Consider the following 20,779-nt stretch of genomic DNA (forward strand, 5'->3'; position numbering starts at 1 on the left):
CCTCAGTGGACGGGAACGGGAACCGGACCCGGCTCGAACAGGATGGACAACCGCCCCTTGGCCTCGTCGACGAGTACCTCGGCCCGGACGTTGTACACCTGGGCGATCAGGTCCGACGTCAGCACGTCGGCGGGGGTTCCGCCGGCGACGACGCGACCCTCCTTCAGCACGATGACGGTGTCGCAGAACATGGCGGCGAGATTGAGGTCGTGCAGGGCGATCACGCTCGTGACCGGCAGCCGCGTGACGAGCGAGAGCAACTCCAGCTGGTGATGGATGTCGAGGTGATTGGTCGGCTCGTCGAGGAGCAGCTCGCGCGGTTGTTGCGCCAGGGCACGGGCGATCTGCACTCGTTGCTTCTCGCCGCCGGACAGTCTGTGCCAGAGACGATCCGCCTTCGCCGAGAGGCCGGTGTGCTCGAGAGCGGCGGCGACGGCGGCCTCGTCGGCGGCCGGGTTGCCGCCGAACGTTCCACGGTGCGGGATGCGTCCGAGTCGCACCACGTCGCGCACACTGATGTCGACGTCGGTGTCGGCGTGCTGGCTCACGACGGCGACGGCGCGCGCAATGTCCTTGCGACGCACGGTGGTGAGGTCGTTGCCGTCGAGGGTCACGACACCCGAGGTGGGGCGGACGACGCCATTCAGCAGGCGCAGGAGCGAGGACTTGCCGGATCCGTTGGGTCCGAGCAGACCCACCGTCGCACCCTGTGCCGGTGTGACGGTGACACCGTCGACGACCAGTGCGCCCCCACGATTCCAGGTGACGCCGTTTGCGTGGAGTGTCACTGGGCTCTCCTTCGCCGGGACAGGATGACGATGAACGCGGGAACGCCGACGAGGGCGGTGCCGACACCCACCGGCAGCGGTGTGGGTGCGAACGCGACCCGGGAGACGGCGTCCACCCACACCATGAAGACGGCGCCCATCACCGCGGTCGCCGGGATCAGCCGACTGTGTGTGGGGCCCACGAGGAATCGTGCGGCGTGGGGGAGTACGAGTCCGACGAAGCCGATCGCCCCGGCGACGCTGACGAGGGTCGCGGTGATGATCGCCGTGACCACCAGCAGCAGGAGGCGGACCTTGCCGACGGCGATGCCGAGCGACGCTGCCACCTCGTCGCCGAAGGAGAAGGCGTCGAGGACGTACGCGTAGCGCAGGCACAGGGCGGTGCCGGCGAACACGACGATCGCGCACAGGGTCACGTCGTCCCAGCGGACGCCCTCGAGGGAGCCGAGTAGCCAGAACATCACGCCGCGGGTCTCGTCGGAATCGGCGAACGCGAAGATGACGAACGACGTGAGCGCCGAGAACAATTGGGTGCTCGCGACGCCCGCGAGGATGACACGGTCGTTGTTGCCGCCGGAGATGTGGGCGAGCAGCAACACGAGCCCGAACGCGACCAGTGCGCCGATGAATGCGCCTCCGGACAGTCCGAGCGCGGCGCCACCGACCCCGAGCACACCCACCACCACCGCGCCGGTCGACGCACCCGACGAGATCCCCAGCACGAATGGATCGGCGAGGGGATTGCGCAGCAGTGACTGCATGATGACGCCGCAGAGTCCGAGTCCGGCGCCGCACGCGGCGGCGACCAGTGCCCGGGGCAGGCGCTCCTCCCACACGATCGCGTTCTTCGACAGCCGCACCGGAATATCCGCCAGCCCGGTGTGATTGAGCAGCACGTCGCGGACGTTGACCAGTGAGACGTCCGCCGGTCCGAGCGTGACTGCGACGAGAATCGACAGTCCGAGCGCGACGATCCCGCCGGCCGCGATCAGGGTCCCGAACACCCACCGCCGCCGAACCGGTGCGGGGACACCGGTGTCGGCGTGGTCGAGGGTGGCGGTCAGGACGGGACCTTCTGATCGCGCAGGCCGGCAGCGACCTTCTCGAGGCCGTCGACCGCGCGGATGGACGGGTTCATCTCGGCGCCGTGCAGGGCGATGTACCGCTTGTTGCGCACCGCGTCGAGGTTCTGCGTCACCGGATCGGATTCGAGGAACGCGATCTTGTCCGCCAGCAGGTCACCGGGGAAGCGGTTGCGGAGCAGGTCGCCGAGGATCAGGACGTCCGGGTTCCGTTCCACCACGATCTCCCAGCCCACGGGCGACCAGTCGTCGGTGAGATCGGAGAACACGTTGGTGGCACCGACGGAGCGGGCGAGGAGGCTCGCGGACCCCAGACCGCCGGCCACGTACGGACTCTTGGTGTCGGCGAACCAGAATGCCGTCGACACAGTCGACTTCTCGATGGACGCCAGTGCGGCGGCTTCTCGTTCTTTCAATTCGTCGATCAGCTGTGTGCCGCGCTCGGTCACGTCGAACACCGCGGCGAGCTCACCGATTTCCTGGTACAGCGCTTCCATCGTCAGCGGGTTCGTGCGCTTGCCGCCGCCGTTGATGCTGACCCCGTTGTCGCAATCGGTGGGAGACAGGTACGACTCGACTCCGGTCTCGGCGAACCGGGCGCGCTCCGCCACGCCACCCTGCTTGAAATGCCGGCCGAACGACGCCGTCACGAAGTCGGGATCGGCGTCCAGGACCACCTCGTACGTCGGGGCGTTGTCCGCGAGCCGCGGCACCGACGCGTTGGCCTCCGCGAGGTTCTCGCGGATCGGGTCCGTCCATGACGCCGTGCCCACCAGCCGGTCGGCGAGGCCGAGCGACAGCAGGATTTCGGTCGAACCCTGGTCCAGTGACACCACCCGCTGCGGCGCGGCGTCGACGGTGACCTGCTGTCCGCAGTTGTCGAGGAGGAGGGGGTAGCTCGTGCTGCCCTCGCCGGTCGACGCGGCGCCGGAGTCGTCGACGGTTTCGGATTGCCCACAGGCGGCCAGGGTGCTCGCCAGTACTGCAGTGATGGCCACGAGGCCGATTCGGCCCACGGATGTTCTCACGCTCGTCATGCTTTCTGTTCGTCCAGGATCAGCGCCCCACTCGGGCGTCGATCCCGGCTGTCGAACGAAAAGAGCGATCAGCACGTGCACGCGAGGAAGCGCGTGAACGTTATCACGAAGTAAACCTAACCTAATTTACTGGTGTGGTCTCGGCCTACTTCGTCGAGGCCAGCGAGCGCAGGAAGAAGGCCAGGTTGGCGGGGCGTTCGGCGAGGCGGCGCATGAAGTAGCCGTACCACTGCTCGCCGTAGGGGAGGTAGACCCGCAGGTGCTGCTGCTCACCGATGAGCCGCAGTTGTTCGGCGTCCCGGATGCCGTAGAGCATCTGGAGTTCGAATTCGTCGACGTCGCGGCCGTTCGCCTCTGCGTACTGCAGTGAGGCGTTGATCATGGCGGGGTCGTGCGAGGCGACCATCGGGTAGCCACGGCCGTTCATCAGGATCTGCAGACACCGCAGGTAGGCGTCGTCGACGGCGGCCTTGCCCTGGTACGCGACCGAGGCCGGTTCTTTGTAGGCGCCCTTGCACAGCCGGATCCGGGATCCGGGCCCGGACAGGTCCCGGCAGTCGGCCTCGGTGCGCTTGAGGTATGCCTGCAGCACGGTGCCCAGCGACGGGAAGTCCTGACGTAGTTCCCGCACGATGGACAGGGTCGAGTCGGTGGTGGTGTGGTCCTCGGCGTCGACGGTGACCCATGCCCCGGCTTCCTCGGCGGCGGTGCAGATCTTGTGTGCGTTCTCCAGGGCCACCGTGTGCCCGTCCCGGGGCAGGAACTGACCGAGCGCGGACAACTTGAGTGAGACCTCGATGTTGCGCGGTTCACCGGTGTGCGCACCGGCGGGTGCGAATTGCGCCAGCGAGGACAGCAGGGTGAGGTAGTGCGAGACGGTGTTGTTGGCCTGGGCGAGGTCGGTGGTGTCTTCGCCGAGATGGTCGATGGTGATGTAGCGGCCGGAGTCCAAAATCGAGGTGGTCGCGGCAACGGCCTGGTCCTCGGTTTCGCCGGCGACGAACCGGTCGACGAGGTTGCGGGTCACCGGGATCTTGGTGATGGTGCGTTCCATGCGGGGGGAGCGGGCGGCGGCGAGCAGCGCCGGACGGAGCAGATCGGAGGCGGCCATCAGATGTCCTGGTGGGGGTAGTGGTGGTCGGTGGCGGGGACGAACGTTTCCTTGATGGTGCGGGCGGACGCCCAGCGCAGCAGGTTCTGCGGGGAGCCGGCCTTGTCGTTGGTGCCCGACGCCCGGGCACCGCCGAAGGGTTGCTGTCCGACGACGGCGCCGGTGGGCTTGTCGTTGATGTAGAAGTTGCCGGCCGCGAATCGCAGGTCCTCGGTGGCTTTCGCGACGGCGGTGCGGTCGTCGGCGATGATCGAGCCGGTCAGCGCATACTTCGAGCCCTTGTCGACCAGGTCGAGCACGGTGTCGAAGGATCCGGCGGCCGAGTCGTCGTAGACGTGTACCGCCAGGATCGGCCCGAAGTATTCGGTGCGGAACGCGTCGTCGGTGGGGTCGTCACCGAGCAGCACGGTGGGGTCGACGAAGTAGCCGACGGAGTCGTCGGCGTGTCCGCCTGCGGCGATGGTCAGGCTGGGGGTGGCCTTGGCGCGGGTGAGGGCGTCGGCGTTGCGGTCGAAGGCCCGCTTGTCGATGACGGCGCCGCCGAAGTTCGAGAAGTCGGTGACGTCGCCGTATGTCAGCGTCGACGCCTTGTCGATGAAGTCGTTGCCCATTTTCGCCCACACCGATTTCGGGACGAACGCGCGGGAGGCGGCGGAGCACTTCTGGCCCTGGTAGTCGAAGGCGCCGCGGATCAGGGCGGTGGTGAGGGTGTCCGGGTCGGCGGAGCTGTGGGCGAGGACGAAATCCTTGCCGCCGGTTTCGCCGACCAGGCGCGGGTAGGAGTCGTAGTGGGCGATGTTGGTGCCGACCTGACGCCACAGGTGCTGGAACGTGGCGGTGGAGCCGGTGAAGTGGATCCCGGCCAGGCGACGGTCCGCGAGGACGACGTCGGAGACGGCGGCGCCGGGGCCGTTGACGAGGTTGATCACGCCGGGCGGCAGGCCGGCGGCCTCGAGGAGTTTCATCGTCCAGTACGCGGCGACGGCCTGTGTCTCGGAGGGCTTCCAGATCACCGTGTTGCCCATCAGTGCGGGGGCGGTGGGCAGGTTGCCGGCGATGGCGGTGAAGTTGAACGGGGTGATGGCGTAGACGAAGCCCTCGAGGGGGCGGTATTCGACCTTGTTCCACACGCCGGGGGAGGAGATGGGTTGGTCGGCGAGGATCTGCCGGGCGAAGTGGACGTTGAACCGCCAGAAGTCGATCAGCTCGCAGGGGGTGTCGATCTCGGCCTGGTACGCGGTCTTGGACTGGCCGAGCATGGTTGCGGCGGAGAGTGTTTCGCGCCACGGACCGGACAGCAGGTCGGCGGCGCGCAGGAACACCGCGGCGCGGTCCTCGAAGGAGAGGGCTCGCCATACCGGGGCGGCGGCGGCAGCGGCGGTGACGGCGTCCTGGATGTCCCGGGCGCCGGCGTTGGTGAAGGTGCCCAGCACCGCGGCGTGCCGGTGCGGCTGCACCACGTCGATCGTCGGGCCGTTGCCGCGTCGGTGCTGCCCGCCGATCACGTGGTGGATCTCGGTGGGGTTCGATCCGAGTTCGGCGAGCTTGGCCTGCAGTCGGGCACGCTCGGGGCTGCCCGGCGTGAAACTGCCGACCGGCTCGTTGACCGGCTGCGGGGTGGTGGTGACGGCGTCCATGAAACCTCCTACGAGATGTGGCGGCGAGTGGACCGCCGCAACGAACTAGTCACAGTGAACACCGGAAAAGCCGCTGGTTGATGAGTCAGCCGAACAAATTATGGTTCACTGAGTTGTACGCTTGGCCAAGCTGCTTTTCGATTTCCGAACTGGAGACATCACCATGAGCCGCCGCGATCGACCCGTATCTCCGATCCCGGAGAAGGCACCGGACGAGGTCGAGATCATCACTCTGCGTGAGCTTCTCAGTGCTCTCGACACCGCGGTCGTCGAACTGGTCGAGGCTCCCGCCGGTGACGACGTCGTCCTCGAATCGGTCGCCCTGGTCGACGGCACCGATCTGGCCGCCGAGATCGAATCGCAATCTCCGCTGCCGGACCTGCTGTTGCACGTCGGGGTCGGCAAGGCCGAGGCGGTGCGCTGGTTCGATCGCGTTGCGCAGCGGCCACCGGGACAGCGACCGCGCGCAGTGATGTCGAAAACGGCAGTCGACCCGCGCGCACTTCAGGCCGCGGCTCGCCGCGCCGGTGTCGCGCTGGTGGCCGTGCACCCGAGGGCCCGGTGGGACCATGTGTTTCCCCTGGTGCAGCGCATGCTGGACCGTTCCCGTCGGCTGCAGGCCGGTCTGGGAGACCAGGAACTGCTGGCCACCGACACCGACCTGTTCGGACTCGCCCAGATCGTGGCCCAGAACTCCGGCGGGATGGTGTCGATCGAGGACGCGCAGTCGCGCGTGCTGGCGTATTCGTCGTCCGACGAGTCGGCGGACGAGCTGCGGATGCTGTCGATCCTCGGCCGCGAGGGACCGCGGGACTATCTGCGCGTGCTGCGGAAATGGGGCGTGTTCGACCGGCTTCGCAAGAGCGACGAGGTCATCGACGTCCCGGCACACCCGAAGCTCGGTACCAAGCGGCGGCTGGTGGTCAGCATCCGGGAAACCACCGAAGGGGCGAGTGTGTCCCGGCAGCTCGGCTCGATCTGGGTGCAGCAGGGCGACGCACCACTGACGCCGGACGCGGCCGACGTGCTGCGGGGTGCGTCGGCGATTGCCGCACGGATCATCTCACGCACCCTCAACGCCCCGTCCACGGAGGCGTTGCTGATCCAACGGCTGTTCGGTGCGCGCGGGGGAGGGGTGGACGTCCCGTCGGTGGCCAGTGCCCTGAATCTGCCGGTGACCGGCCCGGCCGCCGTCGTCGGGTTCGCTCCGACCGCCACGGACACGGCAGCGCCGATCGGCGACTTCGCGGAATCGGGCAGCATGCTGCGCCTGCACGCCAGTTCCTTCAGCCGCGACTCGGTGGCCACCATCATCGGCGACCGCGCGTATGTGCTGTTGCCGCGCTACAAATCGGCGAACACCGTCTCCGCTTGGACCCGGCAACTCGTCGACCAGTTCGAAACGAAACGGTCGATCGTCCTCCGGGCGGCGATCGCCGTCCCGGTCATGGATCTCGGGCACGTCGCCGGCGCGCGGACCGAGGTCGACCGGGTCCTCGACGGCACCGCCGCCACCTTCCCGGAGGGGCGGGTGACCACCCTCGCCGAATCGCGCACCGCGGTGCTGCTCGGCGAGATCCTGGACCTCGTCGATCAGCACCCCGAACTTCACGATCCACGATTGGATGCCCTGTTCGAGTACGACACCACACACGCGTCGAACCTGAGCGAGAGTGCTGAAAGCTACCTCGCGCATTACGGCGACGTCCGCAGCGCCGCGGCGGCCGTGCAGGTGCATCCGAACACCCTGCGGTACCGGATCCGCCGCGTCGAGGAAATCGTCGGGGTGGATCTCCAGGACGCCTCCGATCGCCTGCTCCTCGAGTTGCAACTCACCCTGCGCCGACGCCGCGATCGGGAGAAGCCCGCCACCTGAACGGGTTCGGAACCGTGAGACAAGTACTGCAAGTACCCAAGGGTGAACCTGCCATTCGACGGAAACAGCATGACTGGTCCGTGACTGTCCCGGGGGGGTCCTCCGTCCATTTCGAACGGCGGAATGCCTATCCGACGTGCGAAGCCGAGGTCCGCGGCCCTCGTGGGCGCGGACCGGGGGAGACACCGAGCACGACGAGCGGGCGACGCTCTTCGTCCGGCAGCGCGTCGGCCCGCCACTTCTTCACCGCTCGATAGAGCCACTGGCCCACCTGTTCTCCGTCGGCGGTGACGTAGTTCGCAGGAACGAGTGCGTTGCCGTGCTCTTCGCGGTAGGCGGCGATGGCGGTGAGCATTCGTCGCCGCTTGCTGTCGGCCGGTGACACGGCCGGGAGCGGGACGGCGTCATCGCTCCACAGGAAGCCGATCGCGTCGAGTTGCTGGATGCGTTGGGGCGGCAGGGTGCCCAGCATGCGGGCCACGCGCTGGCGATCCTGCCAACGTCCGAGTCGGAAACCGCAGTCGGTGACGTAGTCGGAGGGCATCACGCTGCGCGGATGCTGGTGTCGAAAGGCGCAGTAGAGTTGCAAGGCGGAGGCTGCGGACTGGTTATCTCGCATCGAGATCGCATCCTTGTGAGAGCCGTGAAACATTGTCCGGGTAGTCATTAGTTCAAGTATGTCAAACACATTGACGATCTGTCACGGAAGTCGGCTCGTGTTGGGGTGCAATTGTGTGCGAATGACCGTCCTTGCGGGCGTTACACCGCCATCTCCCGTGTCTTCTGCGCCAGCTCGCCGAGGCGCCGGGCCCGGGCGATCTCGGCCGGCGTGAACGGCTCGTCCGCCGACCGCACGAAGATGAGCAGCTCATCACCCGACGGGATCTCGACACTCGCTGCCGTGGTGGGAACGTCGCTCACGCGCGTATCGACGTATTGGGCCCCGAGGAGTTCCGCGATCGACAGGGGAAGTTCGGACGGATCGGCCACCACCCGCGACGCCAACGTCAACGCCTTGGTCTGGCCGTCGATCAGGGCGAGCGCCGATGCCGGCCAGATGCCGACATCGTGACCGCCGCCTGCGCGAACGGCATTCGACAGCGCCTCGGGCGACGTGTCCCGGCACGCCCCGACGATCAATTCGTCGAGTGAACCGCCGTCCAGGTGATGGACGTGCACGGTCAGGATGTTGGCGTCCAGCTCCGCGAGGTTGCGGGCCAGCGATTCCAGCTGCCCCGGGCGATCGCTCACCCGGACACGGATGCGCCAGAGCGACTGTCCGGTCACGAGGTGGCCGTGCTTACCGTCCGCGGGACCGTGCAGCCACCCGCCGAGGAGCCGCATCGCCGACGGCTCGACCACCCAGATGACCAACACGGTGGTGGTGACGGTGAGAACCGCGACGGTGATCAGATAGGAGACGTGGAAATGAATGACCAAGGCGTGGAGTAACAGCTCGACGGGAAACACGGCGCACAGCTTCGCCAGCGCCAGCCGGACGCGGCGGGGATGCGGAAGCCGGCCGCACGCCTCGCACGCGTTGACGTGAACTCCGGGTTCTCTCACGGGATCGTTCATGCCCCCACTGTCGACCCGCCGTATTGCGAAGCGGTTTCCTCGCACGGTCGGTGATGTGACGGTCGATCGTGAAATACGTTGGCGTGCAGCGGACATGTGGCGCGGCAGACATGTGGTGCGGAAAACACCGCGCGGCCGGTGTGAGCGGGGACATGGAAGCGCCGCTGCCGCCGGGGACTGGCGCCCGGCAGCAGCGGCGTGTTCGGGGAGAACTCAGCGCAGTGACGCCGCGTCGCTCAGGTCCGTTCCCCGAGTCTCCGGGGCCATGAGGAAGCTGACGAGTGCGCCCACTCCGGCGATGCCCGCGGCGATGTACATCGTTGCGGAGAGTCCGAGGTTGGACAGCGCCCACGGGGTGGCGAACGTGCCGATCGCCGCACCGATCCGGCTGATTCCCGTGCACAGGCCGACGGCGGTGGCCCGCACCTCGGTGGGGAACAGTTCGTTGGGGTAGATCCATTCGAGGATGGAGGGTCCGCCGTTGAAGAGCGCATAGATCGCGAACGCGAATGCGATCACCCACAGGCCCGCGTCCGGCTTGATCGCGAGGAACAGCAGTCCGAGACCGGAGAGCACGAAACCCCAGATCAGGATCGGCCGTCGCCCCAGTCGATCGACGAGGAGCAGTGCGACGACATTGCCGATCAGGAAGAACAGGTTGATGAGGCCGTATCCGATGTGGGCGAGATTTCCGGAACCGAGGTTGAAGAGTTCGAGGATCTGCGGGCCGAAAGCGTAGATGGCGAACAGCGTCACGATCGTGCACGTCCAGAAGATCGAGATGAACACGACGCGCTTCAGGTATCCGCCGCGCATCAATCCGCGGATGGACGTGCTTCCCTCCTCGTCGGGCAGGTCGTCCAGCGTGGCATCCGTCCCGATCGTCTTTCGCAGCACGGCGAGTGCCTCGTCGGACCGCCCCTTGCTCAGCAGCCACCGGGGAGACTCGGGGATGCTCGTGCGTGCGACGACGATCAGGGTGGCGGGAACCGCGGAGGAGAGCAACATCCACTTCCATCCGTCGGGGTTGCTGAGCAGCAGGTATCCGACGAACGCGGCTGCCGTTGCACCGACGAACCACATGGCGTTGAGGCCGCCGACGAGTTTGGCGCGCCACGCCTTCGGCGCGAATTCCGTCACCAGCGCGGTGGCGATCGGATAGTCGGCGCCGACCGCGATGCCGATGATCAAGCGCAGTATGAACAACTGCATCTCGTCCGCGGCGAAGAACTGCAACACCGAACAGACGATGATCACGATCAGGTCGATGGTGTACATCAACTTCCGGCCGATCCGATCGGTCACCGCACCGAACACGGCCCCACCGAGGAACACCCCGATGAGCGCGGAGGATCCGATGAGGCCGGCCCACAGTGCGCTCATGTCCCACTGTGCCTGGATCTGCACCATCGCGATGCCGATGATGCTGAGGATGTAGCCGTCGAGGAAGGGGCCGCCCGAGGAGAAGAGGGCGAGCTTGGCGTGAAAGCCGTTGAGTCTGGCGCTGTCCAGTGTGACGCCCGATCGGGCGGAGACGGTGGTGTCGAGGTTCATCTGAGGAATCCCATCGGGGGTGTGGGCTTGAGGGTGTGTCCCCACGTGATGTGGTTGCTGCCACAGTAGGAAGAGAATTCGCGGCGCGGAATTACCAATCTCCTACCAATTCATGCTCTGTGCTTATCAATTCGCCGGGTCGACGGCCGCGATCCCGTCGATCTCGATTCGCTTGTCGCCGCGGAACCGAGCAACCTCGACAGTCGTCCGCGGCGGCAGGGGAATGCCGTCCAGCCGGGCCAGGTACGCGGTGTTGTATTCGTCGAATTCCGACAGGTCGGCCAGGTACACCGTGGCCTTCAGAAGGGTGTGCAGGCCACCGCCCGCAGCGTGGAGGGTGGCCTCCAGATTGTCGAGCGCGACCCGGACCTGGTCGCCGATCGCGGTCGGGGTCCGTCCGTCCGCGGTGGTGGGGATCTGCCCGCAGGCCCAGATGGTGCCGGCGAACACCGCCGCCCGCGCGTACGGTCGCTCGGTGCCCGCGGGATGTGGGACGAGTTCACGCTGATCGGTCACGAATGTGCCTCCGGGACGAGGAATCGCCTGCCGAGTTCGTAGGCGCGCGACCACGTCGCGGCGTCGACGAACACGCCGTAGGAGACGGCGTGGCGGTAACGCGTCTCCCGTTCGGCGGCGGTGTGGACGGGACGGGACAGGTGTGCAGCGGGCGGTGCGGTCTGGAGGAGCGTTCCCGCGATGGCCGGTACGCCGGTGGTGAGCGCCGCGGCGGCGGCGTCGCGGTACATGTCGCCCGCCTCCGTCACGACGGTCGCGCCGGCCGGGTGCCCACCGTCGTCGAGCGTGATCAGGCGCAACGTGGCACCGGACCGGGAGACGGCGTGCAGGGCGTACCAGGCGACGGCCTCGTGATCGACGATCCGGGGCAGGAGAACCGGACGAGACTGCGACAGGGCCAGATCGACCGCCGGCGGACCCGTGAGCAGGGCGCTCCGCGGTGACCGCTCGACGATGTCGACTTCCGGGCCTCTCGTCAGCGTGACGTCGGCGGGCCCGGCCGGTGAGTCGAGTTCGGCGATCGTCGCCAGGAGCGTGTCGATGCCGTTGCGGGCGTGGAGTTGCATCGCCGTCACGACGTCGGCCGCGCCACCGGCCTCGCCCGCGCTGACGCCTGCGGCGTAGAGGGCGCGGAACGCCGTCTCGCGAACCTCTCGTACCGCCAGCCTGATTCGGTTTCCCGGCGTGAGAGCGGTGTCGTCTTCGAGGGTGTGGGTGAGCATGTCGGTCATCGGCGTTCCTGTGATTCGGGCAGTCCGGGGAAGACGTCGTCGAAGATCCGCAGCCAGTTCTCGCCGAGGATCTTCGCGATGGTCGCGTCGTCGAGGCCGACCTTCTGCAGGCACTCGGTGAGAACCGGGAAGTCCGCCGGGCCCGAGAACCAGTTCGGCCACATCGGCCACTCGGGTTCGACCGGATTCTGGCTGGGCGGTCGCCAGCGACCGTTCCGCAACCACGCGACGTAGTCCTCCGACCAGTTGCGGGTGCAGTCACTACCGATCGCGACGTGGTCGGGACCGATCTGGTCGACGAGCCGCGCGACCATGACCGCGAAATCAGCGCTGGACGTGGCTTCCCCACCCAGGACGTTCGGGTAGAGGCAGCAGCCGATCACACCGCCGCGTGCGGCCAGCGCGTCGATGACCTCGTCCGGTTTGTTGCGGGGACTGTCGACGAACCAGGTCGGGTTCGAATGGGTGATCGCGACGGGCGTGCGCGATGCGTCGATCGCGTCCAGGCAGGTGCGGTTCCCGACGTGGGAGAGGTCGACGAGCATGCCGACCCGATTCATCTCCGCAATCATGATGCGTCCGAACGCGGTGAGTCCAGAATCGTGCTCGTCGTAGCAGGCGCCGCCCGCCAGGTTCTGAATGTTGTAGGTGAGCTGCGCGACGCGCACCCCCAGCCGGTGGAAGATCTCCACCATGCGATAGTCGTCCCCGAACGGGGAGGAATTCTGGAACCCGAGCAGCACGGCGATCCGGTTGTCCCGCTTCGCGTTGCGAATGTCGTCGGAGGTTTCCGCGAGGGTGACGATGTCGTCGTTCTCGGCGGCGAGCTGATACCACTGTGCGACGGCGCCGAGCGTGTCGGCCGGACCGTCCCACACCGCGCAGGTGGCATTCACGCCGGTGACCCCACCGGCGCGTAGTTCTTCGAGGACTTTCCGGTCCCAGTTGTTGATCCGTGAGTCTTTCGGCGCAAACCCGGTCCTTCAGGGCCGGGGTAGCCGATCCGACTTTGTCGGACCGTGTGGCTAGTGTCTGGGGCATGGCGGGGAGGGTGGTGAAGCGGGCGTTCAAGTTTCGTTTCTATCCGTCTGCGGTGCAGGCGGAACAGCTTGCTCGGACGTTCGGGTGCACCCGGTATGTCTACAACCGGGCGTTGGCCGAGCGGACGCGTGCCTGGTCGCAGGAGCAACGGCGGGTCACCTACGCGGACACCTCGAAGATGCTCACCGGATGGAAGCGGGACACCGAGACCGCGTGGTTGGCGGAGCCGTCGAAGGGGCCGCTGCAGGAATCGCTGCGGCAGTTGCAGGGCGCGTTCGAGAAGTTCTGGCGCAAGCAGACCCGCTACCCGCAGTTCAAGAGGAAGGGCCAGTCGAAGGATTCGGCGACCTACTACTCGAACTGCTTCACCTACCGGGGTGGGCAGGTCCGGTTGGCCAAGCAGGCCGAACCCCTGGATATTCGGTGGTCGAGGCCACTGCCGGAGGGGGCTGTGCCGTCGCAGGTGACGGTGTCGCGCAATGCCCGCGGTCAGTACCACATCTCGATCCTCGTCGAAGACACGATCACCGAACTCGAGCCGTCCGATCGGGTGGTCGGGCTCGATGCCGGGATCACCAGCCTCTACACGCTCTCGACGGGGGAGAAGATCACCAACCCGCGCCATGAGCGCGCGGACCGTGCGCGGTTGGTGAAGGCGCAGCGGGTGCTGGCCAAGAAGGAGAAGGGATCGCGTAATCGGGTCAAGGCTCGACTGAAGGTCGCGAAGATTCATGGTCGGATCGCTGATCGGCGTCGCGATTATCTGCACAAACTTTCCACTCGGCTGGTGCGCGAAAATCAAGTGATCGCCATCGAGGATCTGAGTGTGCGGAACATGGTGAAGATTCGGTCGTTGTCGCGGGCGATCTCGGATGCGGGGTGGTCGGAGTTCCGGTCGATGCTCGAGTACAAGGCCGAGTGGTACGGGCGGCGGGTGGTGGCGGTCGATCGGTTCTGTCCGTCGTCGAAGACCTGCTCGGTGTGTGGGGAGGTCGCCGGGGCGATGCCGCTGGATGTGCGGGTGTGGGCGTGCCGGTGCGGCGTCGTCCATGATCGGGATGTGAATGCTGCGAGGAATATTTTGGCCGTCGGACTGGCGGTGGCAGCCTGCGGAGACGGTGTGAGACCGCCTCGCACATAACGTGTGGGGTGGCGACTGTCGGTGAAACAGGAACCTCGGGACGTGAGTTCCGAGGGGAATCTCGGTCGTTCACTGCCGAGAGGAGGTCAACTGGAGTCCGTCCACCACCAGCAGGTCGGAGTGTGTGAGCGTGTGCACTAGGCGTCCTTTCGCGGCTTGCGGGTGAAGATCCAGTCGTCGTCCACCCCGGCGGCGACGTCTTCGGCCCGTGGGGCTCCCGAGTAGAGGGTCACCCGGAGCCAGTCGGTCGATTGCGGCATGTAGTTGTCCATCCCGTACATCGCCAGCTGGAAGCGCTGCAGATTCAGGGGCAGGAAGTTCCGGGCGAGCAGGTTGTCGTGGGCCTCCGCGTACGGGACGCCGGTGAGCGTCTGCACGCGGGCGACGATGCCGCGGTGCCGCGGATGTTCGACGAGAAACGCGGCGACCGTGGTCTCGTCGCGGGCGGACGCCAGATCGCGTTCCAGGGCGGTCACGGATCGGGCGACATCGATCGGATGCTCGACGTGCTCGCCCGGATCGACACCGCGGCGTCCCCGGCGCGGCTCCTCCTTGTACTCGGACGAGAACCAGAAATGGGCCTGCTCGTCGGGATCGTCGAAGTCGAACCGCTGCACCCACGCGTAACGGTCCCGGAGGACGGCGCGGAGTTCGGCGCAGGTCTGCGCCGGTTCGACGGCCAGCCGCTGATCGCAGCACAGCAATTCATCGACCTCGGTGTCGAGTTCCGGATGGACCTCGACGATCACGGAGTCCATCACTCCGCGGGCCTCCGCGCCGATCGACGCGGCCCGGTCGTGCAGCGCCCGCCAGGCGTGGTCGGTCGGCGTCCCGCCGACGGTCCCCGACCCGATGTACTCGGACAGCAGGTCCCGGAGCACGGCGAGTTGGGAGGCAAGCTCGCCGCAGGTGACAAAGGGCGCGGTCGACATGTCTGCTCGCTCGCCGAAGTAGAGCGTGGCACGGTCGAGCAGGTCACGGGCGCGGTGGATGCGCGGGCCGCCGGGTGCGGTCGTCTGCGCCAGCGCATGCGCGAGAGGCAGTTCGCGGGTGGCGCACCAGGCGTCGAGCACCTGCGGATGATTGACGACGTACGGCACCATGCCGAGACCGGTCGCATTGCCGAGCCCGAGGTAGCGTCGCCAGTCTCCGGACAGCCGCGCCGCCCGCGGGTTCCGGGCCCGGGCACAGTGCTCGACCAGGTCGTAGCTGAACTCACGCAGCAACCAGGCGGTCAGCATGTGTGCCCGGTACGGCTGTCGCAGGGGATGGTCGGCACCGAGCCGATCGAAATCTGCCAGCCCGAACTTCCCGTTGCTGTAGAACGCGGTGCTCCGCAGGATGTAGGCGGCGTCGCCCATCGTCTTTATGTCCGGTTGACCGCCCGCGGACAGGCGATCGGCGACGTAGTCGAAGAACCGTGCGCTGCGATTCGCCCGGGTCCAGATGAGGGTGCCGTCGTCCGCCCGGCCTTCTTCCTGACGCGGCACCTGCATTCGCAGTGCGCTCGAACGACTCTCGGTGAGCGGCCCCTCGATCAGGGCTGCGGTGACGTCCCAGGCCTTGGCGATGACGCGGTCGGTTCGGTCGCGCTCGGCGAGGGTCGTCGAGAACACGACGAATCTCACCTCCCGCGCGCCGATCCCGACGCGGTACACGACCTCGCCGCGGCCGTCGGCGTCGACGTCCCACCGCTCGCGTTCGACCCGCCAGTTCTCGGCGGCCGCGGTTCTGAGGAAGGACCGGGCGAAGCTGTGCCGGGTGTAGCGGGCGGCTCCCATGTCGGCCGGGTCCAGAACCTGTTCGGTGACCGGGCGGATGTCTGCGTCCGCCGCAGCAGTTCGGTCGGTCTCATGCCTCGCTCCTCGGTGTTCCGGTGCGGGAGTAGGCGATCTTGCTCCAGGTGAAGAACTCGGCGCTCGTCGCGGCATTCTGCTCACGGGGCGCCGGGAACGACGAATCCTTGAGTCCGCCGAAGGGAGCATGCAGTTCGGACCCGGTGTTGGGTGCGTTGACCTTGATCAGGCCGGCGTCGAGGTCCCGGATGCAGCGGCGGACGGCCCGCTCGTCGCACGTGAAGACCGCGGCGGTGAGACCGAACGACGTCGCGTTCGCGAGGTCGATGGCCTCGTCGAGGTCGCACGCACGCAAGACGAGGGTGACGGGACCGAACACCTCGTCCCGGCTGATGGTCAGCGCCGGCGTGCCGGCGAGCAGCGTCGGGGCCACGAAGGCCGCACCCGACGTGGGGAGTGGTGCAGACCCCAGCAGTTCCGCGCCCTCGGACAGCGCCTGGTCGATCGCGGCCGTCACTTCCTTTGCCGCGCGGGCGGAGACGAGCGGACCGATCTGCGACTCCGGGGCAAGCCCGTCGCCGACGACCAATTGCTCGACCCGTGCGACGAGTTCGGACACGAGGTCGTCATAGGCGTCGCCGACGGCGATGATCCTCCGCGTCGCCGTGCATTTCTGGCCACTGCTACCCATCGCCCCGGCGATCAGGACCGCCGCTGCTTCCCTCGGATCGACGTCGGGGAGCACGATTGCCGCGTTGTGCCCGCCGAGTTCCATCTGAACCTTCGCGCCGCGCGGAACCGCGGCGGCCTGGATCGACCTGCCCACCGGAACCGATCCGGTGAAGGTGACTCCCGAGATCTCCTCCCGCGCCACCAGTTCGGCGCCGATCGTCCCCGGGCCCAGGATCATGTTGACGACTCCGGCCGGAACACCCGCTGCGGCAAGGACTTCGGCGAAGGCTGCCGCGACCGCGACCGTGTCGCTGGCCGGTTTCCAGACCACCGTGTTGCCCCACAGCAGCGCCGGCGCCAGCTTCCACGCCGGAATCTGCAGCGGGAAGTTCCACGGGGTGATCGCGGCGACCACGCCGAGCGGTCGGCGGACCGTGCGGATCACCTCGTCGGGATGCGAGGAGGGGAACGTGGCGCCGTCGGCGTTGCGCGCCTGCGCCGCGTGGTAGTGCAGGGTCTCGACGGCGGCTCCCACCTCGGCCCGCGATTCGGGGAGCGTCTTTCCCTGCTCCCGGGTCATGAGTTCCGCGATCGCGTCGGCACGCTCGGCGAGGATCTCGGCCGCCCGGCGGAGGACGAGTCCGCGTGCGATGATTCCGCGGTCGTCCCACTCGCGGCGTGCCGACACCGCGGCAGCCACCGCCGCGTCGAGGAGCCGGCTGTCGGCCGGATGGTATTCCGCGACGACCGTCTCGTCGGCCGGGTTTGTCGTCGCTGCGACCGGACCGTCGCCGTCCACCCACTCGCCGCCGATCAGGTGGCGGAGACGGGTGTCCGTGTCTGGTGCGGTGAGATGGTGCTCCACTGCTGACTCCTCGAAGGGCTGGTAATTCGGTGCCCTCAACGCTAGGCCCGGCGACCACCGTGCAGAAGTACCTATTGTCAACCGACTGATAAGTTGCAAGTATCAATCGGGTGGAACTGCGGCAGCTTCGATACTTCGTCACGGTGGCCGAGGAGATGAACTTCAGGCGCGCCGCGGAACGCCTGCACATCGCGCAGCCCGCGCTCAGTCAGCAGATCAGCAAGTTCGAGAAAGAACTGCGCACCACCCTGTTCGAGCGGACGACGCGACGCGTCGAGCTCACCGACGCGGGTCGGGTACTCCTGGACGAGGGCAGGCGTGTCCTCGCGGAAGCCGATCACGCGCTCGCCGCGGTGGAACAGGTCGCGCACGGGGAGGTGGGGCTGCTCCGCATCGGTTTCGTCAGTTCCGCGGCGCTGCGGATCGTCCCCGCGACCATGCTGGCCCTGCAGAAGGAGTGGCCCGGAGTTCAGGTGGAGTTGTCCGAGTCGACGACCGACCGCCAGCTGTCGGCGATCGCGGACGGCATCCTCGACATCGGGCTGGTCCGCGAAGTCGACCGCGCGGACGGCATCGTGGTCCGGCCGCTGACCCGCGAGCCTCTGCTGGTGGCGATGCACTCGTCGCATCCCTTCGCCGCCCGGGAGTCGGTGCGGCTCGTGGAATTGCGCGACGAACGGTTCCTCACGTTTCCGCGCGGCCAGGTGTCACGACTGTACGACCACATCGCCGCCCTGTGCCATCACGCGGGCTTCCGGCTGGAGGCCGCGCAGGAGGCCGTCCAGTTTCCCACCCTCCTCGGGTTGGTGGCGGCGAACACCGGAGTCACCATCGTTCCGGCCAGCCTCCGGGCCCTGCACCTCCCGGACCTGCGGTACGTCGCACTCTCCGACGCGCAGGCGGTATCGACGGTGTCGGTCGCGTATCGCGCCGACCGGCAACAGATCCCGGCGATCCGGCACTTCCTCGACGTGGCGACCGCGCTCGACCTGTCCTAGCGTCCAGGACAGTCGGGCGTCCGGGGTCGTCGGGGCGGCTACTCGACGTCGAAGTCGTTCGACGTCCCGGTGAACGAGGTGACCGCTCCCGCCGCGTTCCGGCTGTCGCCGCAGTGCTGCACCCGGTATCGGCCTGCGGGCGTTCCGGGCGGAACGTCCCACGTGATGCGCGCGACCGACCGGTGGGGCTCGGTGCGTGTCCAGTGGTACTTGGTCGACCAGTCGCCGTCGTCGGCGTGCCGGAGCCAGTGGTCTCCGCTCAGGCGCTGGATCTCGAAGAACGTTCCCCCACGGCGCGGGTTGTTGCGCGGGTGTCCGGTGACGAACTCGACGGTGACCTGTTGGCCCGGAGCTATTTTCGCGGCCGGCTGGGTGAGTATGTCGCCGAAGGCGCGGCCGGCGGGTGGCTCGTCGTGGTCGATGCCGGGACCGAAATACGGCTGGAACTGCGACAGGTCGCGAGGTGCCGGGCCGCGCGGGACGTCGCTGCCGGAGTAGCCCATCATCCCGACGTCGGCGACCGGCCCGGTGGCGTCGGAAATGCCGACGCCGACCAGGAATTCGCCGGAGTCAGGGCCGCGCCCACGAGCACGCTGCGTCGTGTGATCTGCACTACCGGTCGTCCTTTCGGCGGCAACCCCACGTGAGTGACAAAGCGTGCCGGGGCACACTTTGCCACTCACCTGCGGGTCAGGCGGGCTGCGCGTCCCCGAACGTCATCTTCAGTTCGGGAATCGACGACGTGAGGAGCGCCCGCTTCGGAAGTCCCAGCGACCGCAGTTCGTCGGCGATCGGATGGCTGCCCAGTTTCAGTTCCGCGCCTCCCGGCCGGGAGCGGACGCCGGTCGGGCTCATGTCCCAGGTGGTGAACCGGGTGAGTCCGTCGAGGTGCGAATAGGCGGCGAGCGACGCACTCGCGCCCGAACCCGGCACCGGAATTCCCTGTTTGACACTCAACTGGGCGATCAGCCGACCGCCCTGGCTCACCGACCCACGTTTGACGGAGCCGGAGTGGTCGACGTCGAAATGGGCGAGGACCTTCGGGAAGCCCCAAATGCCGCGGCCGGCGGCCAGGGTGAAGTCGCCGTCGACCGGCAAGTGGTGGATCAGCGCCCCGGCCCGGCCCCGGGCCAGCGCCTTCAGATCCTGCGGGACCGAGGTCCCGGCGGCCCGGTGGTCGCGGACGAGGAACGACACCCCGAATTCGTTGTACGGGCCGAGGTCGCCGTCCACGTAGTCGACGAACACCAGGACGCACACGCCGCGCCCGGGCCGGAACTGCAGGATCTCCAGTCCGGTGTAGTCGATCAGCGACTGGGCCGCGGCGGTCGACACCGAATACATCGCCGTGAACGCCGACGCCGCCCGGATCTCCACGGGCATGTCGACCTGCTTGCCCAGAACCTGATGCGACGTCACGGCGCGACCACCCCGCGCAGGCCGTCGGCGCCGAACATGGGCTCGAACATCGACCCGAAGTCGGGGCCGCGCCGCAGCATCTGCCCGCCGTCGACGTTGATGATCTGACCCGTGATCCAGGTGGAGTCGGGGCCGAGGAGGAACTTGGCGAGCGCGGCGATGTCGGTGACCTCGCCGACCCGCGAGATCGGGGTGTTGGCCAGGTAGTCGTCCAGGACGGGTCCGCCGTCGGTGATGAGCGCGACGAGGTCGGTGCGGGTGAGTCCGGGGCGGATGCAGTTGACGCGGACGTTGCTGGCCCCGAGTTCGTCGGCGGCGAGTCGCGTCAGGTTGTCGACGCCCGCCTTCGACGGGCCGTACGCGCCGAACCAGCGGTGGGTGTTGCTGCTCGCGATCGAGGAGATGGTGACGATGGAACCGCCGCCCCCGGCGACCAGTGCCCGGGCGGAATGCTTGATCGTCAGCATCGTGCCGGTGACATTGAGATCGACGGTTCTGCGCCAGGCGTCGACGTCGAGTTGGGTCACGGGCCCCACCGTCTCGTTGCCGCCCGCGCAGGTGACGACGCCGTCGAGTTGCCCGGTGCGCTCGCTCGCCTTCGTGACCGCGCGGACGACGTCGTCCTCGTTCGTGACGTCGGCGGTCACCGCGTCGACCGTCCCCGTCGGGTTGTCGGCGCTGATCTGCTCCGCCGCGCGTGCCAGCTTCTCCTCGTTCCGACCGCAGATCGTGACGTGGACGCCCTCGGCGGCCAGTGCGGTGGCGATGCCCAGTCCGATGCCACTGCCGCCGCCGGTGACGAGCACGGACGTCTTCGCGAGCCCGCTGCTGCCGTCGTTGGTAACCACGCACACCTCCAGGTAATAGAACTCGTGTCAATTCTCGAGCCGTGGATCTGTGAAAACTGCCGCTATACCTCTGCGTCATAGTAGGAACA

General features: G+C 67.6%; 18 protein-coding genes and 1 pseudogene. 3 read left to right on the forward strand and 16 right to left on the reverse strand.

The window, feature by feature from the left end:
- Positions 1–2: 2 nt before the first annotated feature.
- The 5 genes from CJ179_RS24425 to pruA form a co-directional block, all read right to left on the reverse strand.
- A complete protein-coding gene (locus CJ179_RS24425; protein WP_095863151.1) occupies positions 3–788 on the reverse strand; it encodes an ABC transporter ATP-binding protein in 786 nt (261 codons plus the stop codon).
- Complete coding sequence (locus tag CJ179_RS24430; RefSeq protein ID WP_095863152.1) at positions 785–1,792, reverse strand: iron ABC transporter permease; 1,008 nt, start codon at positions 1,790–1,792, stop codon at positions 785–787. The genes CJ179_RS24425 and CJ179_RS24430 overlap by 4 nt, the downstream gene beginning before the upstream one ends.
- Before the next feature lie 56 nt (positions 1,793–1,848).
- Entirely contained in the window at positions 1,849–2,898 is a 1,050-nt protein-coding gene (locus CJ179_RS24435; RefSeq protein WP_095863603.1) for an ABC transporter substrate-binding protein, read from the reverse strand.
- A 154-nt stretch (positions 2,899–3,052) separates the two neighbouring features.
- Positions 3,053–4,018, reverse strand: a complete 966-nt coding sequence (locus CJ179_RS24440; protein WP_095863153.1) for a proline dehydrogenase family protein — start codon at positions 4,016–4,018, stop codon at positions 3,053–3,055.
- Positions 4,018–5,655: an L-glutamate gamma-semialdehyde dehydrogenase gene (gene pruA, locus CJ179_RS24445; protein ID WP_095863154.1), complete on the reverse strand. Its 1,638-nt coding sequence runs from the start codon at positions 5,653–5,655 to the stop codon at positions 4,018–4,020. Before pruA ends, CJ179_RS24440 begins: the two co-directional genes overlap by 1 nt.
- A 163-nt stretch (positions 5,656–5,818) precedes the next feature.
- Here pruA and CJ179_RS24450 point away from each other — a divergent pair, with 163 nt between their 5' ends.
- Positions 5,819–7,531: a CdaR family transcriptional regulator gene (locus CJ179_RS24450; protein ID WP_095863604.1), complete on the forward strand. Its 1,713-nt coding sequence runs from the start codon at positions 5,819–5,821 to the stop codon at positions 7,529–7,531.
- A 127-nt stretch (positions 7,532–7,658) separates the two neighbouring features.
- On the opposite strand, the gene CJ179_RS24455 is transcribed toward CJ179_RS24450, so the two are convergent.
- From CJ179_RS24455 to CJ179_RS24480, 6 genes are all read right to left on the reverse strand, one after another.
- The gene (locus CJ179_RS24455) at positions 7,659–8,150 is read right to left on the reverse strand and encodes a helicase associated domain-containing protein (RefSeq protein ID WP_072939043.1); all 492 of its coding nucleotides are present in this window, start codon (positions 8,148–8,150) and stop codon (positions 7,659–7,661) included.
- 140 nt (positions 8,151–8,290) lie between these two features.
- The gene (locus CJ179_RS24460) at positions 8,291–9,109 is read right to left on the reverse strand and encodes an amino acid-binding protein (protein WP_095863155.1); all 819 of its coding nucleotides are present in this window, start codon (positions 9,107–9,109) and stop codon (positions 8,291–8,293) included.
- A 213-nt stretch (positions 9,110–9,322) separates the two neighbouring features.
- Positions 9,323–10,663 (reverse strand): MFS transporter, encoded by a 1,341-nt coding sequence (locus tag CJ179_RS24465; protein WP_095863156.1) that lies wholly within the window; start codon positions 10,661–10,663, stop codon positions 9,323–9,325.
- Between the two features lie 126 nt (positions 10,664–10,789).
- Positions 10,790–11,179: a RidA family protein gene (locus CJ179_RS24470; protein WP_143548917.1), complete on the reverse strand. Its 390-nt coding sequence runs from the start codon at positions 11,177–11,179 to the stop codon at positions 10,790–10,792.
- Positions 11,176–11,910, reverse strand: coding sequence for a hypothetical protein (locus tag CJ179_RS24475; RefSeq protein ID WP_095863157.1), 735 nt, complete (start codon positions 11,908–11,910; stop codon positions 11,176–11,178). Before CJ179_RS24475 ends, CJ179_RS24470 begins: the two co-directional genes overlap by 4 nt.
- Positions 11,907–12,863, reverse strand: a complete 957-nt coding sequence (locus tag CJ179_RS24480; protein ID WP_095863158.1) for a membrane dipeptidase — start codon at positions 12,861–12,863, stop codon at positions 11,907–11,909. Before CJ179_RS24480 ends, CJ179_RS24475 begins: the two co-directional genes overlap by 4 nt.
- A gap of 86 nt (positions 12,864–12,949) precedes the next feature.
- On the opposite strand from CJ179_RS24480, the gene CJ179_RS24485 reads away from it, so the two are divergent.
- Positions 12,950–14,092 (forward strand): RNA-guided endonuclease TnpB family protein, encoded by a 1,143-nt coding sequence (locus CJ179_RS24485; RefSeq protein ID WP_095863159.1) that lies wholly within the window; start codon positions 12,950–12,952, stop codon positions 14,090–14,092.
- 137 nt (positions 14,093–14,229) lie between these two features.
- On the opposite strand, the gene CJ179_RS24490 is transcribed toward CJ179_RS24485, so the two are convergent.
- Together CJ179_RS24490 and CJ179_RS24495 are read right to left on the reverse strand one after the other, a co-directional pair.
- Positions 14,230–15,873 (reverse strand): hypothetical protein, encoded by a 1,644-nt coding sequence (locus CJ179_RS24490; protein WP_257015750.1) that lies wholly within the window; start codon positions 15,871–15,873, stop codon positions 14,230–14,232.
- Between the two features lie 70 nt (positions 15,874–15,943).
- Positions 15,944–17,425 carry an aldehyde dehydrogenase gene (locus CJ179_RS24495; RefSeq protein WP_095863160.1) on the reverse strand — a complete coding sequence of 494 codons (1,482 nt, stop codon included), beginning with the start codon at positions 17,423–17,425 and terminating at the stop codon, positions 15,944–15,946.
- 110 nt (positions 17,426–17,535) lie between these two features.
- Here CJ179_RS24495 and CJ179_RS24500 point away from each other — a divergent pair, with 110 nt between their 5' ends.
- Positions 17,536–18,423 (forward strand): LysR family transcriptional regulator, encoded by an 888-nt coding sequence (locus CJ179_RS24500; RefSeq protein WP_095863161.1) that lies wholly within the window; start codon positions 17,536–17,538, stop codon positions 18,421–18,423.
- Positions 18,424–18,461: 38 nt separating this feature from the next.
- Here CJ179_RS24500 and CJ179_RS24505 read toward each other — a convergent pair.
- The 3 genes and pseudogenes from CJ179_RS24505 to CJ179_RS24515 form a co-directional block, all read right to left on the reverse strand.
- Positions 18,462–18,917 (reverse strand): annotated as a pseudogene (locus CJ179_RS24505) (neutral/alkaline non-lysosomal ceramidase C-terminal domain-containing protein); the annotation flags it as partial.
- 196 nt (positions 18,918–19,113) lie between these two features.
- Positions 19,114–19,842, reverse strand: a complete 729-nt coding sequence (locus CJ179_RS24510; protein ID WP_095863162.1) for an acetoacetate decarboxylase family protein — start codon at positions 19,840–19,842, stop codon at positions 19,114–19,116.
- Positions 19,839–20,690 carry an SDR family oxidoreductase gene (locus tag CJ179_RS24515; RefSeq protein WP_095863163.1) on the reverse strand — a complete coding sequence of 284 codons (852 nt, stop codon included), beginning with the start codon at positions 20,688–20,690 and terminating at the stop codon, positions 19,839–19,841. Before CJ179_RS24515 ends, CJ179_RS24510 begins: the two co-directional genes overlap by 4 nt.
- Positions 20,691–20,779: the final 89 nt, after the last annotated feature.

This window comes from Rhodococcus sp. ACS1, from assembly GCF_002300155.1.
Lineage (GTDB): Bacteria > Actinomycetota > Actinomycetes > Mycobacteriales > Mycobacteriaceae > Rhodococcus_F > Rhodococcus_F koreensis.